Origin of the sequence: Clostridium neonatale, from assembly GCF_900465025.1 — a bacterium.
Classification (GTDB): Bacteria; Bacillota; Clostridia; order Clostridiales; family Clostridiaceae; genus Clostridium; species Clostridium neonatale.
In genome coordinates, this window is the sequence record NZ_UICR01000003.1 from 494570 (window position 1) to 515341 (window position 20772).

Annotated in this window: 20 protein-coding genes; 3 read left to right on the forward strand and 17 right to left on the reverse strand. The window is 28.3% G+C overall.

What is annotated here, in order from left to right; translation table 11 throughout:
• Positions 1–5: 5 nt before the first annotated feature.
• From CNEONATNEC86_RS20400 to CNEONATNEC86_RS20440, 9 genes are all read right to left on the reverse strand, one after another.
• Positions 6–1112 carry a Sapep family Mn(2+)-dependent dipeptidase gene (locus tag CNEONATNEC86_RS20400; RefSeq protein WP_058293346.1) on the reverse strand — a complete coding sequence of 369 codons (1107 nt, stop codon included), beginning with the start codon at positions 1110–1112 and terminating at the stop codon, positions 6–8.
• Between the two features lies 1 nt (position 1113).
• Positions 1114–2070 carry a glycosylasparaginase gene (locus CNEONATNEC86_RS20405; protein ID WP_058293345.1) on the reverse strand — a complete coding sequence of 319 codons (957 nt, stop codon included), beginning with the start codon at positions 2068–2070 and terminating at the stop codon, positions 1114–1116.
• Between the two features lie 46 nt (positions 2071–2116).
• The gene (locus tag CNEONATNEC86_RS20410; protein WP_058293344.1) at positions 2117–2641 is read right to left on the reverse strand and encodes a GrdB-related putative oxidoreductase; all 525 of its coding nucleotides are present in this window, start codon (positions 2639–2641) and stop codon (positions 2117–2119) included.
• Positions 2642–2652: 11 nt separating this feature from the next.
• Positions 2653–4005 (reverse strand): PTS sugar transporter subunit IIC, encoded by a 1353-nt coding sequence (locus tag CNEONATNEC86_RS20415; RefSeq protein WP_058293343.1) that lies wholly within the window; start codon positions 4003–4005, stop codon positions 2653–2655.
• 19 nt (positions 4006–4024) lie between these two features.
• Positions 4025–4351 carry a PTS sugar transporter subunit IIB gene (locus CNEONATNEC86_RS20420; RefSeq protein WP_058293342.1) on the reverse strand — a complete coding sequence of 109 codons (327 nt, stop codon included), beginning with the start codon at positions 4349–4351 and terminating at the stop codon, positions 4025–4027.
• Between the two features lie 92 nt (positions 4352–4443).
• On the reverse strand, positions 4444–4758 hold the full coding sequence (locus tag CNEONATNEC86_RS20425; RefSeq protein ID WP_058293341.1) for a PTS sugar transporter subunit IIA: 315 nt from the start codon (positions 4756–4758) through the stop codon (positions 4444–4446).
• 88 nt (positions 4759–4846) lie between these two features.
• The gene (locus tag CNEONATNEC86_RS20430) at positions 4847–5422 is read right to left on the reverse strand and encodes an RDD family protein (RefSeq protein WP_058293340.1); all 576 of its coding nucleotides are present in this window, start codon (positions 5420–5422) and stop codon (positions 4847–4849) included.
• A 14-nt stretch (positions 5423–5436) separates the two neighbouring features.
• Positions 5437–7341: a BglG family transcription antiterminator gene (locus CNEONATNEC86_RS20435; protein ID WP_058293339.1), complete on the reverse strand. Its 1905-nt coding sequence runs from the start codon at positions 7339–7341 to the stop codon at positions 5437–5439.
• A 456-nt stretch (positions 7342–7797) separates the two neighbouring features.
• Entirely contained in the window at positions 7798–8514 is a 717-nt protein-coding gene (locus CNEONATNEC86_RS20440) for a DeoR/GlpR family DNA-binding transcription regulator (RefSeq protein WP_058293338.1), read from the reverse strand.
• Positions 8515–8816: 302 nt separating this feature from the next.
• Here CNEONATNEC86_RS20440 and CNEONATNEC86_RS20445 point away from each other — a divergent pair, with 302 nt between their 5' ends.
• Complete coding sequence (locus tag CNEONATNEC86_RS20445) at positions 8817–9602, forward strand: HAD family hydrolase (protein WP_058293337.1); 786 nt, start codon at positions 8817–8819, stop codon at positions 9600–9602.
• A gap of 131 nt (positions 9603–9733) precedes the next feature.
• On the opposite strand, the gene CNEONATNEC86_RS20450 is transcribed toward CNEONATNEC86_RS20445, so the two are convergent.
• Positions 9734–10243 carry a ferritin gene (locus tag CNEONATNEC86_RS20450; RefSeq protein ID WP_058293336.1) on the reverse strand — a complete coding sequence of 170 codons (510 nt, stop codon included), beginning with the start codon at positions 10241–10243 and terminating at the stop codon, positions 9734–9736.
• A 436-nt stretch (positions 10244–10679) separates the two neighbouring features.
• Between CNEONATNEC86_RS20450 and CNEONATNEC86_RS20455 the strand changes: the two genes are divergently transcribed.
• The gene (locus tag CNEONATNEC86_RS20455; RefSeq protein WP_159136742.1) at positions 10680–11633 is read left to right on the forward strand and encodes a TRM11 family SAM-dependent methyltransferase; all 954 of its coding nucleotides are present in this window, start codon (positions 10680–10682) and stop codon (positions 11631–11633) included.
• A gap of 488 nt (positions 11634–12121) precedes the next feature.
• Here CNEONATNEC86_RS20455 and CNEONATNEC86_RS20460 read toward each other — a convergent pair whose 3' ends face one another.
• From CNEONATNEC86_RS20460 to CNEONATNEC86_RS20470, 3 genes are all read right to left on the reverse strand, one after another.
• Positions 12122–12601: an S-ribosylhomocysteine lyase gene (locus CNEONATNEC86_RS20460; RefSeq protein ID WP_058293334.1), complete on the reverse strand. Its 480-nt coding sequence runs from the start codon at positions 12599–12601 to the stop codon at positions 12122–12124.
• A 188-nt stretch (positions 12602–12789) separates the two neighbouring features.
• Entirely contained in the window at positions 12790–14166 is a 1377-nt protein-coding gene (locus tag CNEONATNEC86_RS20465; protein WP_338132736.1) for an MATE family efflux transporter, read from the reverse strand.
• A gap of 136 nt (positions 14167–14302) precedes the next feature.
• A complete protein-coding gene (locus CNEONATNEC86_RS20470) occupies positions 14303–16288 on the reverse strand; it encodes an FUSC family protein (RefSeq protein ID WP_058293333.1) in 1986 nt (661 codons plus the stop codon).
• Between the two features lie 227 nt (positions 16289–16515).
• Between CNEONATNEC86_RS20470 and CNEONATNEC86_RS20475 the strand changes: the two genes are divergently transcribed.
• Positions 16516–17106, forward strand: coding sequence for a sigma-70 family RNA polymerase sigma factor (locus CNEONATNEC86_RS20475; protein ID WP_058293332.1), 591 nt, complete (start codon positions 16516–16518; stop codon positions 17104–17106).
• A 79-nt stretch (positions 17107–17185) separates the two neighbouring features.
• Here CNEONATNEC86_RS20475 and CNEONATNEC86_RS20480 read toward each other — a convergent pair whose 3' ends face one another.
• From CNEONATNEC86_RS20480 to CNEONATNEC86_RS20495, 4 genes are all read right to left on the reverse strand, one after another.
• Positions 17186–18475, reverse strand: a complete 1290-nt coding sequence (locus CNEONATNEC86_RS20480; protein WP_230132323.1) for a replicative DNA helicase — start codon at positions 18473–18475, stop codon at positions 17186–17188.
• A 12-nt stretch (positions 18476–18487) separates the two neighbouring features.
• Positions 18488–19321 (reverse strand): phage replisome organizer N-terminal domain-containing protein, encoded by an 834-nt coding sequence (locus CNEONATNEC86_RS21705; RefSeq protein WP_058293330.1) that lies wholly within the window; start codon positions 19319–19321, stop codon positions 18488–18490.
• 50 nt (positions 19322–19371) lie between these two features.
• Entirely contained in the window at positions 19372–19566 is a 195-nt protein-coding gene (locus CNEONATNEC86_RS20490; RefSeq protein ID WP_058293329.1) for a helix-turn-helix domain-containing protein, read from the reverse strand.
• A gap of 443 nt (positions 19567–20009) precedes the next feature.
• Positions 20010–20582 carry a hypothetical protein gene (locus tag CNEONATNEC86_RS20495; RefSeq protein ID WP_058293328.1) on the reverse strand — a complete coding sequence of 191 codons (573 nt, stop codon included), beginning with the start codon at positions 20580–20582 and terminating at the stop codon, positions 20010–20012.
• Between the last annotated feature and the right edge of the window lie 190 nt (positions 20583–20772).

Here is a 20772-nt window from a genome sequence, read left to right on the forward strand (position 1 = left end):
TTCTTTTATTCTCCTTTTGCTAAATGATATAAACTTAATGCATATATCTTTGCATTTGTTATAATATCATCTATATTCATCCATTCATTTGGTTGATGGCCAATTCCTTTTTGCCCAGGAAATGATGGACCAAATGGAACTATATTAGGCATAAGTTTAGCATATGTTCCTCCTGTTGTTGTAACTGGCGTTCCATCATTACCTGTCACTCTTTCATAAGTTTCCTTTAATGTATTAACTAAAAAACACTCTTTTTCAAATTTTACTGGATTGAAATTTTTAATACATTGTACTTTAAAGTTTTGAACTGACTCTTTTATCTTGCTTACAATTTCATCCTTTGTAATAGTAGCTGGATAGCTTACACTAAATTGAATAGACGGATTTTCATTATAAAATAATTTGTAGTTTCTAACTTCTAATGTCCCAAATTCTTTGTCTGTAACATCTATATTAAATCTTTCTCCATTACTTTTTGCATTTAAAATAAATTCATTCACAAAGTTAAAAAAATCATCTATATTATCTTTTCTTCCCTCTATTTCAATTACTGCCCGTCCTCTTTCAGCATATACTACTGGGTATTTACAGTCTGGAGTAAATCCCATAATAGGAGGCTTTTCTTTAGTAAGATAATATCTTAGATCTTCAAAACCACTCTCTTCATCACAACCAAAAATAATCCTTACTTCATGTTTTAATTTAATATTTAATCGCTTTAAAGCATATAGAGCAAACAAACAAGAAAGAATTGGTCCCTTATTGTCTAAAATACCTCTACTATAAATTACTCCATCTTCACTATACCCACTAAACGGTGGATGTTTCCATCCTGCTCCAACCTGAACAACATCAAGATGACCAATAGCACAAACATAATCTTCACTGTGCCCATATCTTGCATATCCAATATAATTATCAATATTTTTTGTTTCAAAGCCTAGTGAATCAGCTAGCAATAATGTCTTTTCTAGACTTTTCTTTATACCCTCACCAAAAGGGGCATCTATTGAATCATCCGTTTTTACACTATCAATTTTTACTATCTCTATGATACTTTCAATCATATCTTTAGAGATGTTTTCTATTTCTCTTAAAATACTATCATCCATATTACTTTTCTACTAGAGGTGCCATTCTTGTTTGCATATAATTATCTAGCCATTCTTGACTTGCAACTTCATGAATGCACTTGCCATCTACATTTTTAGTTAAATAAACTGTTGGTTCTTCATTTTCAGTTGCTACTGCAAATGAAAATCCTTCGATGTTTGTGGCAACACCCCATTCTCCTTTATTATTCATTGCTACTAATGACATATCTCCAGCTTTTCCTCTACGTTCTTTTAATTCTAAATCGAACATATTTACTGCTTTTTCACAAGCCTCTTGAGGATGCATGCCTTCCTTCATCAGTCTTACAATTTCATAAGATACACATCCCTTCATAAGATCTTCTCCGAGACCTGTAGCACTAGCACCTCCTACTTTACTATCAACATAGAATCCTGAGCCTGAAATTGGTGAATCTCCAACACGTCCACTCTTTTTCATAAACAATCCACTTGTAGATGTTGCTGATGTCATTTTACCATTGCTATCTAAGCATACCATTCCAACAGTATCATGTCCTGAATAAGGCTTAATCTCTAAATCCTTTACTTCCTTTAAACGGTTTTTATAATGAATTTTTGCACGATCTGTTAGCATTGTTTTTCTTTCAAAGCCTTCCTTATGAGCAAATTTTTCTGCCCCTTCACCTACTAATAGATTATTTACTTTTTCCTTTGAAAGTCTTTTTGCTATACTTACTGGATTTGCAAAATCTTTTATTGCTGCTATAGCCCCTATATCTAAAGTATCTCCATCCATATATGCTGCATCTAATTCTACCACCATTTCTTCATTTGGAAGTCCACCATACCCTACTGATTTATAATATGGAAAATCCTCTACCTCTCTAATAGCAGTTTCAATAGCATCACCTGCATCTGCTCCTTCTTTTAGCATTTTACTTGCTGTTGTAATTCCTTCTACAGCCATACGCCATGTTGCAATTATTCCCCACATAAGCCTTCCTCCTCTAGTTTTATAGAAATCTACTTAAAGTATCCTTCTATTTAAAACAATATTTTGAAATAATAGAGTTAATATCTTCTTTATCAACCATTGCTTTCGCTACTTCACACATTCTTTCTAATGATTCATTTAAGCCAACTCCACCTTTTTTAGGTGTCTCAACAATGCAAATTTTATCCTTATATTTTGCAATAGTAGCTTCATTTTCTTTAGACATTGCTGCTAATGCTGGTATACTAGTTCTTTCATTAATTGCATATGTAATATCTGCTGCCATCTTCCCATATCCCTCATAGTTAAATGCAGGCCCACACATTACTACATCTGGCTTAACTTTTTCCACCATAGCACATAGCTTGCGTGTCACTTCTTCAATGTTTTCAGCATAATAACCATCACCACAATATAGGCATGCCACTACTTTTCCACCTACTTTTTTTAAATATGGCTCCATCATAACAGCTGGTCCAACTGCTTCTTTTTTGGCACCAAGCGGTATCATATGATCATCTTTTATGCCTTCTCCTGATTGTATTTGATCGTAAATCATAATTACTTTCATAACTTTCTCTCCTATAAATCGTCAAATGATAAATCATCTAATGATATATCATCATCTTCTTCATTTTTTGCATTTTCTTCTTCTTTTAAATATTGGTTATCAAGCATTTTAATAAATGGCATATATACAAATACTCCTAGAATTAATAATCCTGCTTGTAATAATGCTCCTACCCAATTAGTAGCTAGTAATCCCGAAATAATAACTGGAGTTGTCCATGGAATATTTATTCCACTACATATAGGAACAATTCCTGTTGACATAGCAAAATAAGATATGACTATATTTATTGTTGGAACTAATATAAATGGAGCAAGCATTACTGGATTTAGTACTATTGGAAGACCAAATATTATTGGTTCATTAATACCAAATATCGCTGGTATACCCGATAATTTTCCAAGTTCAGTAATTCTCTTTGATTTGCAGAAAAATAACATAGCAATAACTAATGATAGTGTTGATCCTGCTCCACCAAAAGTTGCAAATAAATCTTGGAATTGTTGGCATATTATATTGCCTTGACCTACACCAGTTTTAAAGAATTCTACGTTTTCTGCTGATAGTGTTTGTAAAATAGGATTAAATACAGCACCTACAACTGATCCGCCATTTATGCCAAAGAACCAGAATAGATGTAAGAAAATATAAGCAACAACCATTGCTCCTAATGTTCCACCAATATTTAATAGTGGTGTTTGTAAGAATTCAAATATAATAGTAAATACATCAGTTCCAAAGAATCCAGCCACTAGATTTATTGCAAAGAATAAAGACATTACTATTGTTACTGGAATTAGTGCTGCAAAAGACTGCACTACTGTTGGTGGTACTCCTGATGGCATTTTAATTGTCCAACCTTTTTTTTCAACCCATGCATATAAATGTACTGATAAAAATGCACAAATTATTCCTACAAATATACCTTTAGCTCCAAGCCACCCTGTTGGAACTCCTGTTAAACTAACTTCAACTCCATCTACTTTTCCTGTCACTGTATAAGGCATAATTAAAAACCATGACATAACTGCTACTGCTGATCCAAAGATTGGATTCGTTTTCATATGATTCGCAAAAGAATATGCTATACCAATAACTGCAAATATCGCCATTATAGAGAATGTTGCTCCAGATGGTTTCTCAATAAATGATGCTAATGTTTCACCCGTGTTTTGATTTACTATAACTGATGATAACCAATTAGTCCACGCTGTAAGTGGAAAATTAGCTATTAATAAGAAAATTGATCCTGCTATTAATAATGGTGTTGATATTAAAAAACCATCTCTAATTGACATCAAGTATTTATTTCTACCTATAGCTTCTGCTAAAGGCATTAATACCTTTTCAAGTTTCTTTAACATAATTCATCTCTCCCTCTATCTAACTCGTTTTATTAGTCTTAATCAATTTTATAGCTGCCTTTAATACCTTTTCTCCATTCATCATTCCATAATCCTCTTGATTAATTACTGAAATAGGAATTCCTCTATCTCCAAATAGTTCTACAGTTTCTTCATACATATATTTGACTTGTGGTCCAAGTAAAATACAGTCTGGCTTTTTACTATTTATTATTTCTTCTAACTTATTGTGTGGAAAAGCTACCACTTCAATAGGTAAATTATGTTTATTTGCTATATCCTGCATATTACTAGCTAGAATACTTGTAGACATTCCATTGCTACAAAATAAATAAATTTTTTTCATGAATTAACCTCCAGTTCTATATTTTATTTTTATATATTTATTTAAATTTTAAATAAATCTTTTTCTAGCATTTTTATATTATCTTTAATATTTTATAAATTTTGAATACGATTGTTTAATTTGATAACTTCTTTTGCCATAATCTTAATTGTTTCTGCAGACATTAATTGATCTTCTGCATGCATAAGAAGTAATGATAATTTTATATCATCTCCACTTGATTCCTGCTGAATCAATCCGCTATGTGCCTCATGTCCTTCACTAAAAAATTTCTCACCCTCTTTAATTTTCTCATCTGCTAAATCAAAATTTCCTTTTTCAGCGGCATTCATAGCTTCAATATAACTTGATTTTGCCATTCCTACTGATGAAATAATTTTAAAACTGCTTAACTCTAAATTATTCATTTTCTTCCTCCAATCTTGCTATAAGCTTATTATATATTGAAATATATTTACCATGTTAAGATGCATTTTCCTAACCTTAGGAATTTAACTAGCAAATTATCACTTTAGTCTTTCCTAAATAATCGTGAATTGCTTTATTTTCACCTTTGAATACTAATAAAATAACACTTATTCCTGTAACTACAAATCCAATATACATAAGTGGAGTAACAAAATTCACTTTAGTAATCATAGTTGCCAATGTGTGCCATATAGAACTTGCTGTAACTAAGCTACCTTCAACAACCATGATACCAACAATTTGTCTTAATATCATATTTTTTAAAGTAATATCTTCATCAGACGCCTGTACAATTTTAATCTTACAAATTTTCTTTCCTAAAGTCTGTCCTTTATAAATATAGGTAGGGATAATTACAAAATAAAAAACTGCACCTAAAAGAGCTGAAACCCCAGCAATATATCCATAATTTCCTTCAAAGCTCATAATGCTTTGGTTCAATGCTGTATTATTTAATTTTTGAGAAATTAGAGAAATAGGAAAAGAGGTACATAATCCACCTAAATACCAATCAATTAAATATGCTAAGAAACGTTTACCTAAGTAAACTTGATCTCTTCCAATTTTCTCTTGTCCCTTCTTACCTATAACCTTATTGGTCATTTTTATGCCTCCTATTATAATATTTCTTTTATTAGCTCTTCATAAGAATTTATTTCTAGCAATTGACTAAATTTATTTTTATCTGTAACCATACTACCAAGCCAATCAAAAAATACCTTTAATAAATGAGTATCTGTTTTCCTTATTGCTAATAAAATAATTAACTTTACATCATATCCTTCCCATTTAACTGGATTATTTAAAATCATTGTTGATATACAGGATTCATTTGCTGTAACTTCAATAGAATGTGGAACTGCAAATCCATGCACAAAAGCAGTTGCAGAAACAGCTTCTCTTTTTAATACATCTCTTTTATATTCATCAGTGGCTAATCCTTTATCAATTAATTCATCACATAAATATTCAATTATTTCAGTTGGATTCTTCATGCTTTCTTTTACATAAAATAAATCTTCCTTCATAAGCCCCTTAATTACTTCTACAAAGGTTCCATAATTTCGTTTCTTATCTAGCAAATTTAATGCTTGGAATACCTTGCTTTCATCTTCATAATTAACAAATAGACTAATATTTATAGTTGGTATTTTTAGATTATGTTTTAATGGTGCTGTTGTTATAATAATATCTGGTTCATCTTCAAGTATCATGTTTTCTTCAAAGAAATTGTGTGTTGCTACAATCTCCATTCTATCGTTAAAACGATTATTCAGCTTATCAATACACATTGCTGATAACATCTTGTTATGGGGTATAATCATGATTACGCGATATTTTTTAACCGTATTTACTCTCTCATACGCAGTTCCTAAATGTAGTGCTAAAAAAGCTAATTCGTTTTCATTTACATATTCATTTCCTGCCTCTTGAATAACTTCTCCTGCCCTAACTGCCATTTCAAATACTAAAGGATATCTTCTCTTAATTTCTTGAAGATATAAATTAGTAACATTTATATTATTCTTTTGCCTTTCTATTAAAGATTGTAAATGCATAGATAATCCAACTCTTAAGTCAAGGTCATTAGAAAAATCTATATCAAAATATCTTTTTATTTCACCTATTACATTATCAACTAATGTATCTACCTCAAGCTCTAATTCTTCCTTAACTACATCTTTTCTATATTGTGCATTCTTTTTTCCCATAAGTAATAATGCAAATAACCTAATTTCTTCTTCAACTAATTTAATATTAATATTCTTACTAACCTGTTCAAAAAATTCTCTAGAAATTATATATTCTTTGCTATCACTTAAATTTTCATAACTGCTGATTGTACCAATAAAGTTGTTATTAAAAATTCTTTCAATAGCAACCCCAGCATGAATCATAATCATTGGTAATGTTAATTCTCTAATTTTATAATCATATTTATTACATACATCTTCTAAAATATCTTTAACTTCAAGCAAATCAAAGCTGCTCCATAAACTAGCAATAGAATTTAGATTCATAAAATTCCCTTGAGTTTCTTCTGTTAATAAATGCTTGTACAACATTCTCTTATCAGTTTCATTTCCTAATAATTTAATATTATTATTTGAACGAACTATCTTTAAGCTTGGATATTCGCTTATGGTCTTTCTTATTCTCTTAATATCATTATCAATAGAATATCCACTTACAAAAACTTTTTCTTGAAGTGAAATCAAATTTATTTCTTGGCTTTTAAAAAGTAATTCCTTAATTATATAAACACATCTATCATGAGAATTTTGGGGTATTATATCTTTAGTTTTAATATCTTGTTTATGTAATAAAAGTTTGTTTACTTTATAGCCAAATCTTCTATTTGATTCAATCAATAAACAATTATAATACGTGTTTATAGTTGAAATATCAAGCCTTATAGTACGATCTGAAACATTCAAAATATTAGATATTTCTTTTCCAGTTATCCAAGTATTATTATCATTTAAAATATCTATAATATTTAATTGACGATCAGTTAACATCTATTTTTCCCTCCCATACTTTTAATATACCATCATTTAAATATATCTAACTGCCAACCATTTTTCCTAACTGTTAGGAAAAAAACTCTTTAAAAAATAGTAGCCTCAATTACAATTGGGAAGCCACTAATTCCTTCAATTAATATTGTATATTTAAATTATATTATTACTCTTTATTTACCACAATATATCATATATTATTTACTCAACTGGAATTATTAATATAATAAATAGAGCTAAATCCTCTCTCAATATATAATATATTCTTTAATAAGGCACATGAAAATAAATAACAATTCTAAAGTTGCCGTGAATATTTTTCATCAGGCAAGGAGGCAAATTGCCCTCATAGCGGGCCTATTAGGTCAATTTGCCAACGTAGCATGATGGAAAATAGGCTGGCAAATTGACTTGTTATTTATTTGATTGTGCCTAAAGCATTCTTTATAAAAAACTTTACATAACGCCCTCTTCTGTAACTATTCCAGCAATGTCATCTAGACTTGCAAACTTATAAAATTCATCATAATTAAATTTCTCTTTCTCCATAACAAGATAGCTTTTATTAGAACATTCAATTATTGTCTTTTTAGTTGTACCATCTTCTAGGTCTAAAGTGCTTATATACCCTGTTTCTTTATTAATTCCACATACACCTATAAATGCCTTATCATAAGTAAAATGCTTTATATATCTGTCAGCAGCTGCTCCAACTATTGCCCCTACCTCTTTGTTGAATTCTCCACCTACAGAAATCAATTTTATATATGGGCTATTTTTCAATTCAGACACTATCTCTATCATATTTGTAACTACTGTTACTTTCTTTTTGCTTTTATTAAGCTCCTTTGATATTTCAAGGTTATTTGTAGAAGTATCTAAAAATATAATGTCTTTATCTTCAATTAAATTAACTGCATTTATTGCTATTTTCTTTTTTACACCAACATTAATGTTTTTTCTTTCATCAATTGGTTTTATATCATCATGATTTCTTTGAATTATTGCTCCACCATATACTCTTTTTAATAATTCTCTATTTTCAAGCTCACGTAAATCTTTTCTTATGCAATCCTCTGTTACATTGAATTCTTTAGCTAAATCTTTTACTGTAACTCTGCCTTCTTCTTGAACTTTATATAAAATTTTTTCATATCTTTCTTCTAAAAACATATTGATTCACCTCAGTTTTATATTAATACAATTATATCATAATTTTTCTTTTTTATCTTGTTTTTTATTGTTTAATATTATTTATTATTGTTTTTGTTTTCAATTTATAATATAATTACTTATAGGGAATATAAAATAGCGTAATAGGATATTCTGCCTAGCGTTATATTTTATATATAATACGGGGACTTAATAAGTTAATAAGTTCTCGTTTTTATTTGGTGACAGTCACCTGTCGAAGCCACCTGTCGAATATTGATACAAATAAGTCTTTATATAGATAAAATTAAGAGGTGAAAATTATGATTAGACTAATTGCTACAGATATGGATGGAACATTATTGGATGAAAACAGTAAGCTACCTAAAGACTTTTTTTCTACACTTGAAAAATTAAATGAAAAGAATATTAGATTTGTTGTTGCTAGTGGAAGACCTTATCACACTTTATATGAAAATTTCAAGCCACATTCTGATGAACTATATTTTATTTGTGATAATGGTGCATATATAGTTGAACCTGGTAAAGATCCTATTATAAGCATTATAGATAAGAACACTGTAAATGATATAGTTAGAGCATGTGAGGATATGCCTAATACTGCTGTAATTCTGTGTGGTGTTAAAAATACTTACCATAAAGCCTGCTCTGAAGAAATAAAAAAAGAAATAGATAAATACTATATAAAAAAGACACTAGTTTCAGATCTTATTGATATTGATGATGACATATTTAAAGTAACAATATGTGACTTTAATGGATCTAAGGAGCATTCATACAAAGCTTTAAATCCTCTATTTGGAAAGGAATATAAGGTTGTAGTATCTGGCGCTGTTTGGATTGACATAAATAACAAAAATATAAATAAAGGTGATGCTATAAAGAGACTTCAAGAAGATCTTGATATATCTTATGATGAAACAATGGCTTTTGGAGATTTCTATAACGATGTTGAAATGCTTCAATCTGCTCACTATAGCTTTGTTATGGAAAATGCTAATGATGATATGAAACAGTATGGAAACTATATTGCTAAGAAAAATACTGAAAATGGTGTTATTAAGGCCATAGAAGAATACGTATTATAAATTATACTTATATAGCTTCCATGATTATTCAATAAAGTGAATGAAAACAGCACTTAATCTAATCAAGATTAAGTGCTGTTTTCATAAAATATACTACGTATATTAATTATAGTAAACTAATTTTTTAAATCCTATTGAGCTGTTATAGGAGTATAGACTCTTTTAGCAAGTTCATCATCCAATAAATATAATGCAGCTTGATTATCTCCAGCTCTTCTTACCTTTTTAAGTAACATATTAAAATTATTCTCTTCTTCTACTTGCTCATCTATGAACCACTTAAGTAAACTAATTGTTGAATGTTCCCTTTCTTCATAAGCTATATCTGATAGATAGTATATTTTTTTAGTAACAGTTTGTTCATGCTCATATCCTTTTTGGAATACATCAACAATTCCATCAAAAGTTGTTTGTGGTTTATTTACTTTTTCTAGCTCAATTGATCCATTTTTTTGATAAACATAATCATAGAACTTCATAGCATGATCTAATTCTTCTTTAGCTTGAACTCTAAAATAATTAGCAAATCCGCTTAAATCCATATCTTCACAATAACCAGCCATAGCAAGGTATACGTATGAAGAATATAATTCGTAGTTAACTTGATCATTAAGAGCTTTTAATAAATTTTCACTTAACATGTTTAATCACTCCTTTATTTATCAATTTAATTGTATACCTAAGTTATGTTAATGGCAATATTTTCTTAAACAAAATCTTATATTATCAAATAGTATTCACTTAATAAGTATTTTTATCTATACTCATAAGTTTAATAATTAATCCTTAAATAATTTAACTTTTATATTAATTATTAATTTATTCTTTTTCATTATATTTAGATATTTTCTCAATGTAAGTTGCATATATTCATGTATGTTTTATCTGTCCTTTTGTTTGGGTATCCTTCTAGATCTATAACTATAAAATTTTAAATTAATTAATAATCTCACAATTTATGTTAAATAAAAAAATCGCCAAGTCGACTATGATATAATAACCCTATAATATATAAATTCCTAAAGAATAAAAAAATTGTGTTAAACTATATACTATAAAAACTATAAATTTACTAATATGAAATATGAGGTTAAAAACTTGAATAAAGAATACCTATACTTAATTAATTACAATCCAAAATTTGAAGAAGAATTATGCATGATGGAAATGAAATGTTTGTTTAACAAGATTCCTGAGAATAAATATCTATTCTCAGATATATATGTAAATCCTTCTAGAAGTACATTCATAAAAGAAATGATATCTATAATATATAAAGAAGATTCTCTGGAAAAAATAGTAAAAAAAATCACCCAAGATAATTTATCTTATGATGATTTCAAAGTTTGTTATGTAAAACTTGAACATGGAAACATACCATATGAAGATAGGTTAAAAAGTGTTTATGAAATAGGATATGTTGTGACTGGCTTCCCAGATATACATAATCCAAAAGTTCTTCTTGGCATTACAAAGGTTGATGATAAATGGATTTTTGGAGAATATATAAAAAATGATTTTCAATGGCATATTCATGATAGAAAGCCTTGCTCATATTCAAATTCTTTAAGTCTAAAAGTAGCACGAACTTTGGTTAATATAGCAGTGAAAAATGATTTATCCTTAAAATTAATTGATCCATGTTGCGGTGTTGGAACTGTAGTAATCGAAGCTCTCTCTATGGGCATAGATGTTGTTGGATATGAACTTAATAATAGCATTGCAGAAAATGCACAAAGAAATTTAGAATTCTTTGGTTATGATAATGTAATCACAAGCGGAAATATGCATGATATAAAAGAAAAATATGATGCTGCAATTCTTGATCTTCCTTATGGATTATTCACACCAACAACACGTGGAGCTCAAGTTGCACTTATTAACACAGCTCATAGACTTGCAGATAGAGTTATTTTAGTTACTTTCGAAGATTTAGATAAATATATTATTGACGCTGGGTTTACAATTGTTGATGAATGTTCAGTTTCTAAAGGAAATTTTGTTAGATATATAAAAGTCCTTAAGGCTTAAAAGTATTATACTCCGAATTAATTTAAATCTATACTTCAAAACATTAGAAATACAAGACTATGAGAATACAAAAATATATATTCTCATAGTCTTGTATTCTTATATTTTGAGTCCCAACTTGTAGTAGCATAGCGACTCTTTTTAAATAAATTAACAGTTATAATACATTTTACAGATTAAATTAAGAATTAGTTTAAAGAAAAACAAAGAAATTAAATATATGAATACCCCACTCATATTCATTCGCTGGGTAAGCGATTCACACCAAATCACAGATTTGGGTTCTCTGCTTAGGCGTAGTATTGCATTAAATATTTTATCTTTTAAATTCCTTGAAAGAGGTTGTTCCAAAATTGTTTGTCTAATACTTGTTATTGGAGCAAACGGTTTTGGATGCAACCTCTTTCATTGGAATTTTTAGATGAAATATTTACGCAATCGAGCCTATCATATATTTAATTTCGGTTATTTTACTCTAAACTCTGATTTTATTCTGGATATACTAATCTTTCGTCAGTTATATTTAATAAAACATCATTAAGATATTTCTTTGCTAAATATTTTGCCATTGGTAAGTTCATATCTAAATAATTACCACAATCTCTAGCAGAAGCGCCAGGAATATCTCCTTCAAATTCTGCAATGAACTTATATAATTCAGTCATAAGCCCTACTATATCTTTAGATTCATAATCACCACTTAAAATTAGATAAAAACCAGTTCTACACCCCATTGGTCCAAAGTAAACTGTTTTCTCTGAAAATTCTTTATGATTTCTTAAAAATGTAGCTGCTAAATGTTCTATTGCATGCATTTCGGCAGTATTCATAACTGGCTCACAGTTAGGTCTAGTCATTCTAAGATCAAAAGTAGTAAGAACCACATCTCCAAATTTATCTTTTCTTGAAACATAAACTCCTGGTAAAAGCTTTAAATGATTTATCGTAAAACTTGCTATTTTCTCCATAAATATCACTCCCATTCAAATTTAATATCATATTTTCTATATATATATTACATCTTATCACTGATGATTTACACTATCAACAAAAAGAAAATTTTTTCCAAAATAAAAAGCAACACAATATAATAATTAAATTTAAACAAATTATATTGTGCTAAAATCAAATTTTCAGAAATCAGTTCTTCTATATATTATACTGGTTCACTAATTAACTGATTCTCTCTCTTCATTAATATCTTTTTTTTAATTATAAAGAAACATATAATATGTGCTATTGTGGTTATTATCCAAGTTACAGGATATGATAAATATAATATTTCAAGTGATCTAAATTTAGCAAATATAGTGACAATCCAAACAATTCTAAGTCCGCATGCACCAATAATTGAAACCACCATTGGAACTGCTGCATATCCAAGTCCTCTTAAAACACCAACCACAGTATCCATGGTTCCGCAAAGAAAATATGTAGAACAAATTATTGTAAGCCTAAGTATACCATATTTAATTACTTCTGGGTCTTTAGTATAAAATCCCAAAAGAGTTCTTGCCCCTAAGCATACTCCGCCGCCAATTATAATTCCAACTAACGCTACTAATCCAATACACAATATTAAGATCTTATTAACACGATCATATTTCTTAGCTCCCACATTCTGACCTGTAAAGTTAAGAGCTGTATGGTGGAAAGAATTCATAGACATATATACAAAGTTTTCAATGTTAGCCGACGCTGAACTTCCCGCCATTGCAACTGATCCAAATGAATTTATTGATGACTGAATTAATACATTAGATAGCGAAAATACTGTTCCTTGAATTCCTGCTGGTGCGCCAATTTGTATCATCTTCTTAAGCTTTACTTTATGTATTTTTACCTCCTTAATTTTAAGTCGGCATATTCCTTCATTTCTTACAAGACATATAACAACCATTCCTGAAGATACTGCTTCGGCAATAATTGTGGCTAGAGCAGATCCTGCAACTCCCATTCCACAGTATACAACAAAAACTATATTCAATAATGCATTAATTACTCCTGCAATTGTAAGGTAATATAATGGATGCCTTGTGTCTCCAATAGCACGTAAAATTGCACTTCCAAAATTATACAAAGATATAACAGGCATTCCTAAAAAATATACTCTTAAATATAAGGTTGCTTGTCCCAAAACTTCTTCTGGAGTCTGCATCATTATAAGTAATGGTTTTGCTAAAACCACTCCAATTATAGTTAAAATAAATCCTCCAATTATGCTAGTTGCTACAGCTGTATGAACAATTTCTCTTAAATCTTTTTTATTATGAGCTCCATAATACCGTGCAACAAGTACATTTGCACCAACAGATAATCCTACAAAAAGATTTATAAGTAAATTTACCAGAGATCCTGTAGACCCTACTGCTGCCAATGCATTACTTCCGCAATAACGACCAACTACAATCATATCAACAGCATTGAACAATAATTGCATTATATTAGAGAGCATTAACGGAAAAGTGAACATTAAAATTTTTCCTGTCAAAGGGCCATTGCACATATCCATCTCGTATCTTTTCTTAGCCACACTATTCCCCCATTTCTAAGTGTAGTTTGATAATTGCTTATATCATATACCTGTTGCAATTACTAGTCAAACTCAGAAATCAGCACAAATTCAAGGATAAATATGGTCGTATCTAAATAATTTAGAAGTTAAATTACTATTTCATTATATTTTGCATTTTTATTTCAGAACTTATTTTTTCTAGATTCTCTATTGTTTCCATACAATTAAAAAATATAGTATTTAAATATAAATGATCATCTAATTGCCCAAAAGCACGGAAATTTTTATCAGTTTGCATAAAAGAATTCAGCTCATTGTGAGTATAACTAAAACGAATTCTTTTAATTGAATCTTTTAAGTTTTTAAAGATCTCTTGCAAAATCATATTATCATCTAAATCTAATTGTTCTTGATGCATATAAATATAGCTATTCAATTGTTCAATTTCTTCAATAAAACGATATTGAATTGGTATTAATCTTGAATAAAATTCATTATCTTGGCTATTTAAATTATTTTTCATATAAACTTCTATTTCTTCACTCAATAAACGTGAATTAATAATCAAATCTCTGAAAATATTAAAGTCACATTCTTCTCTTCCACTCTTTTGTATTTCATCTATTAATTCAACATCTAAATCAAATAATGAATTAATATTTTTATAAAATTCTACTTTAATTGTATTTGGAAGTAAATAACGATTAGCTAAAATGGTAGTTATTCCAGCTAAAATTACATATATAAGTCTTAATTCAATAACTAATTCTACTTTAAGCGATGTCATTGCAAGAGCCATTCCATAACAAGTTGCATACATAGGCATTGTCCAAGATGTTACAGGTGCATAATACATCAAGCATGTCATTAATAAAATAATAATCATATATTGATTTAATCCATGAAAAACATGTCCTAAAACCAAAGTTATACAGCTTCCCGCGATTGTCCCTAAAATACGGTTATTTATCTTTAAAAGACTCTCCTCTGAATTTGGCATTAACATTAAAAATGCGCTCATTGGATACCAATATCCATGATTTAATTTTGTTACACGACAAAAAAGAAATGATATGCATAAAACGAGGGATAATCGTAAAGCAAATCTTAATTGAAATAGGTCAATTCTTAAGAAATTGCGAAATCCTTGTATTGAAAATACTTTTTTAGGTAATTTCCATTTTTCTTCTGATTTATTAATAGATACATATCGCAAATCTGATAAAGCATAAGTCAAAAGCCCTAAAATTGAATTCATTGCTTGTTCGGATTTCAAATCAGATAAATAATAATTTTTCTTAAAATAATTAATTCTTTCTATTAAAAATGAATTATCTTCTAGATTTATTCTAGTCTCCATAAAAGAAAAAATATCCTTTAAATTATTGTAATATACCTTATCATTATCAGAAATATCTCCCGAAATAAAATTGTTCATATAATAATGAAATCTTTGAAAAACAATCATAAACCAATAATTTATTTTACCATAGCCATTAGCTAAATATGAATAATTACGAGTACTGTAAATAACCTGGTTCATATGATACATCATTTGAACCAATTCTTCTTTTTCAGCACTGAAGCTTTCATTTCTCAACATTTTATCCAATTGTGCTGATAAATTTTTCATCCCTTTACGTACTGTTCCAAAATGTCTCTTTCTTTTCATGATATATTTATGAATATATAAACTAAAAGTAACCACAATAAATCCATAAATTAATGCAACAAAACGCATTAAAAAACTAGAAAATGAAATCGGAATTAATTGAAGAAAAACAAACTCCATCGTATAAACAAAATAAGATTTTGGAGTAAACTTATTAGTCATCATATATACTAAAAAGAAAGGTACGCATAAGTTACAAATTATGCATAACTCAATATTTATTGTTGCTAAAAAAGAAAAAAAACACACTAATATCATAAGTAAATAAGACCTTAACAGTTCTCTAAAATTAAAATCCTGAGTGTGGCGAATTCTAAATACAAGTGTTAAAAAAGATGTCATTATCACATGTACTATTCCAAACAATTTAAGAATTGAAAAAAATAAAAAAATAGAAACTATGATGGTTGGAAGTGAATTAATCCATCTCTGTTTAATCATCATTAATCTTTTAGAATACCCAGTCATAGAAACCCTCCTCCTTTGAATTTTAAAAATAATCATTCTTTTTTTGTATTCTATAATTTAGCAAATTAATTATATCACCGTTTATTTCACCTAGCCAATATTCTATTTCAGACTATTATTCATTTACAAGTAGTACCTCCTATTAAAAGTCGTATATACTGTATATAGTGGTTTTATCTAAAATTAACTATATATTTTATTATGTTATTTAAGGAGGATTTCTACCCTTGGATTATGATTATGTAGAAAATTTAGTTAAGAAATCTAAAGCCAATGATAAAACTGCACAAGAGGAACTTTTAAAGGAGTTTGAACCATTCATAATAAACATTTCTAGTAAAGTTCATTTAAATGGTTATGACTTTGATGATATTAAAAGTGAATGTTACAAAAGTATAGCTAAATGTCTTTTACTTTATGATGAAAACAAACATAGATTTGTTGCCTATTCAATTAATGCAATAAAAAATAATTTAAAGGACCTTGTTAAATGTAATTTAAAGAAGAGTTCAATTGCTTCTTCTAATTTAATACATTTAACTGATGAATTACAAAGCATACTAAAGTCAGAAGAAATAGACCTAGATGAATTAATCATGAATAAAATTGACTGCGATATATTAAAAGCATCATTAAAAACTCTTACCTCTGAAGAACAAGAATTAATAAACTTTATTTTTATTAAAGGATATTCACTTAAAGCTTATTCAGAATTGAAAAACATAAGTTATAGTAAAGTTTATAAAGACAAGCAAATTATTTTAAATAAGATTTACAATCGACTTATTTCTAATAGTTCACTTTCTTATCTTTCATAAAAAATGAGACAACAAAAAACAGATGTAATTTTACTTTATTTGAAAATTACATCTGCTTTTTATTTTATAAAGCTATGAATTATAAATTTTCTATTTTTTGTAGTTTATCAAGATACCTGAATTTAAGAGTACCTGTTCTGCCATTCCTTTGCTTTGAGATAATCCATTCTATAATATTTTTTTCTTCCGTATCTGGATAATAATACTCATCTCTGTATGCAAATACAATTAAATCTGCATCCTGCTCAATATTCCCTGATTCGCGTAAGTCACTCATAATAGGTCTCTTATTACTTCTTAATTCAACTGCCCTTGATAGCTGGCATACTAGAATTACATTTATGTCTAATTCCTTAGCAAGCAATTTTAAAGCTCTCGTAACATCACCAATCTCCTGACTTCTATTATTTTTAGAAGGTATGTCCATAAGAGTTAAATGATCAACTATAAAACAATCTAATCCATGAGATTGTTTTATTGCCTTAGCTTTTGCTTTTATTGTGAGTATACTCTGATAACTGCTACAGTCTGTGAATACTTTATCATTTTTAGCAAGTCTGTTGAATGCAGCTGCTACTTTGTAAAATTCTTCATCATTCAATTTGCCTGTCTGTAGCTTTTGTGTTTCGGTATTGGAATTATATGCGAGCCTTCTAAATCCTAGTGATTCCGGAGTCATTTCAAGTTCCATAAGCCCTACACAATATCCCTTCTCTGCAAGTTTATCTCCTATATTAAGAGCCATTAAGGTCTTACCCATAGATGGCCTTCCGCCAATTACAACTAATTCTCCCTTTTTAAGTCCATTAGTCGCCCTATCAAAGTTTATAAATCCTGTTTCCATTCCTGAGATTTGTCCACCGTTTTTATATCTTTTTTCTATTTCTTCCACAGTTAATGTTAATAACTTTGTGTCATTCAATATTGAACTGTGGACAGTTGATGAATCAACAAGCAGATTAATAAGCTCACCAGATAATTTATTTGGATTTTCGTTATCATCATAAAATTTGTTCATATATTTCTGCATTGCCTTTATGGCTTTTCTTCTGTATGAACAATTCTTTAAAATCTCAATATACTTCTCAGGATTTATAAGTAATCCGCTTGTAGCTAATTCAGTAATGTAAGTTACTCCTCCAACATCTTTTAAATTCTCTCTGCCAATGGCATCAATAAGCATTGTTATATTTATATCTTTACCTTCAGCAAACAGTCTACATAAACCTTCAAAAATTACTACATGTCTTTTAATATAAAAATCCTCAAATGTTACACTTTCTAAAACTTCTGTAAGCATATTAGGATTTTGCATTATCCCACCTAATATCTCAACTTCAACCTGAATGTTTTGTGGCAGTTGCCCCATATCCATACCTCCTTAATCAAAAGTAAACATATTATGACTTCTACTTTTTACTTCTTTAGTCTTATCATTATTTTTTCCATATGAAGTTTTATTATTGTTTTTCGTATTATTTAAACACCAGGTATTAATCACTCTGTAATGATCTTTATATTTTTTCTTGCCATTAACTATATAATTATCAAGCTTTAAAATAATTGTATTTACATTAACAGTTCCATGCTTCATACCGAGTTTATTATATTCTTCCTGTGTAATCTTCACATTGTCAATAATGTCATCTATAAATGTGAGATCCATATATATCTTATTCTTCTTTTTCTCTATTTCTGTATCTGACTCTTTCTCTATAAGACTTTTTTCAGACACCTCTTGGACATTGTCCTCAAACTTAACTTCTATATTGTTTTCCCCATAATTTTCAATGAGCTCACTCTTATCACCTTCATGCACATTATTGTTTTTATTGCCTTGTATCTGCTTTTTTTCTTCTCTTTGCTTTCTCTTAATCTCTGCCCATTTTGATTCAGCCCCAACCATGTTCTGTATTTCATTCATAAACAAAGCTCCATTTTCTAAATTCTCCATAAGCTTAAGCTTTATAAAAATATCTATTGCTATCCGTACTATATCTATATTTTCACCCGTAATCGACGATATCATTTCTGGTGTATATGGTATTGTTCTTTTAAATATGAGTGCGCCTTCTGTTTCTATGCTTTTAAGTAATAATTTTAAGTAAATGATTACATAAATTGTTCCATTTTGCATTGCTAAAAGTATTTTTATCTCTTCCTTTTCAAAAAAATTGTTTTGAAGTTTAAGCCAATAATATTTGTTTCCCGCCATAAATCCCGCTCTCCTTTTTATCAAATAAATATTAAATCATATGAAACTTTTCAACTATAAGAATATAATTTACTTATTGTGACTTTAAATATATTTGCAAATATTATTACTTCATCTTCTTTTAATACTCTAATGCCAAGTTCAATCTTACTAATTTGTGTTTGATTAAAAATACACGTCAGTTTTGCTAAGTCTTCCTGTGACATATTTCTTTCTTCTCTTAATTTTTTTATTACTTTACCCATAAATATTCCCTCTCCCCATAATAAATTTCAATAATACCCACTTACACTTATTTGTATTTTTGTAAATATTAAAATTATTGTATTATATATCGAGGTATAAATCTACTATTTTTTTACATATTAATTCATCTTTCTTATTTTCTATCTTGTCTAAAGTACCTTCATTCCTATATCTAAGTGATTTTTAATAACCTAAAATAGAATATTCCCGCTATTCTTGTTGACAAATATACATTTATAATATAAGTTAATTCATCGTCTATTAAATTATTTATCAAAATAAAAAATACAGATAACCAATTTTAAAATTGATAATCTGTATTACTATTCTTAATATTATAGTCGTTCTTTATCAAAAAATGAAAAATATTAATATGCCTTATCTAGGATAAGGCCATTATTCTTGTTTTTTCAACTAAATAATCATGTATATTGATATCTTGTTATTCCTGTGACCTTAAATATATTATTGGCGATTCAAAACCAACTAAAACCCTATCACCTTTTTTAAGTATTTCATTTACTTCAAATTTATCTTTATCTAAAGTTTCTTCTAATAAAAATGTCGTATCAGGTCCAAATTGACTTAAGCTTTTTCCATAAAATCCAGTTTTCTCACTGTACTCATATGTCATAGGATTAAATTTCTCTGATATCTCAAGTTCATTATAATCTAATCTTAAATCAGGATTTGAATTTGTAAAATCTTTTTTATTTATTGATTTAGGAACCTCATAAGATGTAAGTCTTACCTTACCATCTTCTGTCTCTTCAAATAAAAATAAATGAGGTAATATATTTGTTCTATCTGCATCAACAAATGTATAATAGCTTTCTTCTAATACAAAAATACCTTTAAAATTATCTGGTAAATTGTCAATTTTATCATTAACAATTGCATTTACATGCTTTGCAATTGGATGAATTACGTTCCCATTATTTTTTTCTTGCTCTATCTGCTGTAAGTTATTAAATTTACCGACTATTACACTTTTAAATAATTCAAATTGAGACATATTAATCCCTTCTTTCTTCAACTAAATTTTAATTTTTTCATAGTTTATTAAAATTAATTGTTAATTTGTATATTATTATACTACCATCGTATTTTTTTGTCTTGTTCAAAAGTATTATTAACTATATTAAAAAGAATGCTTTAATAAAAAAATATAAAAGTAAAAGCTATATGATATTTTTATTACTCTA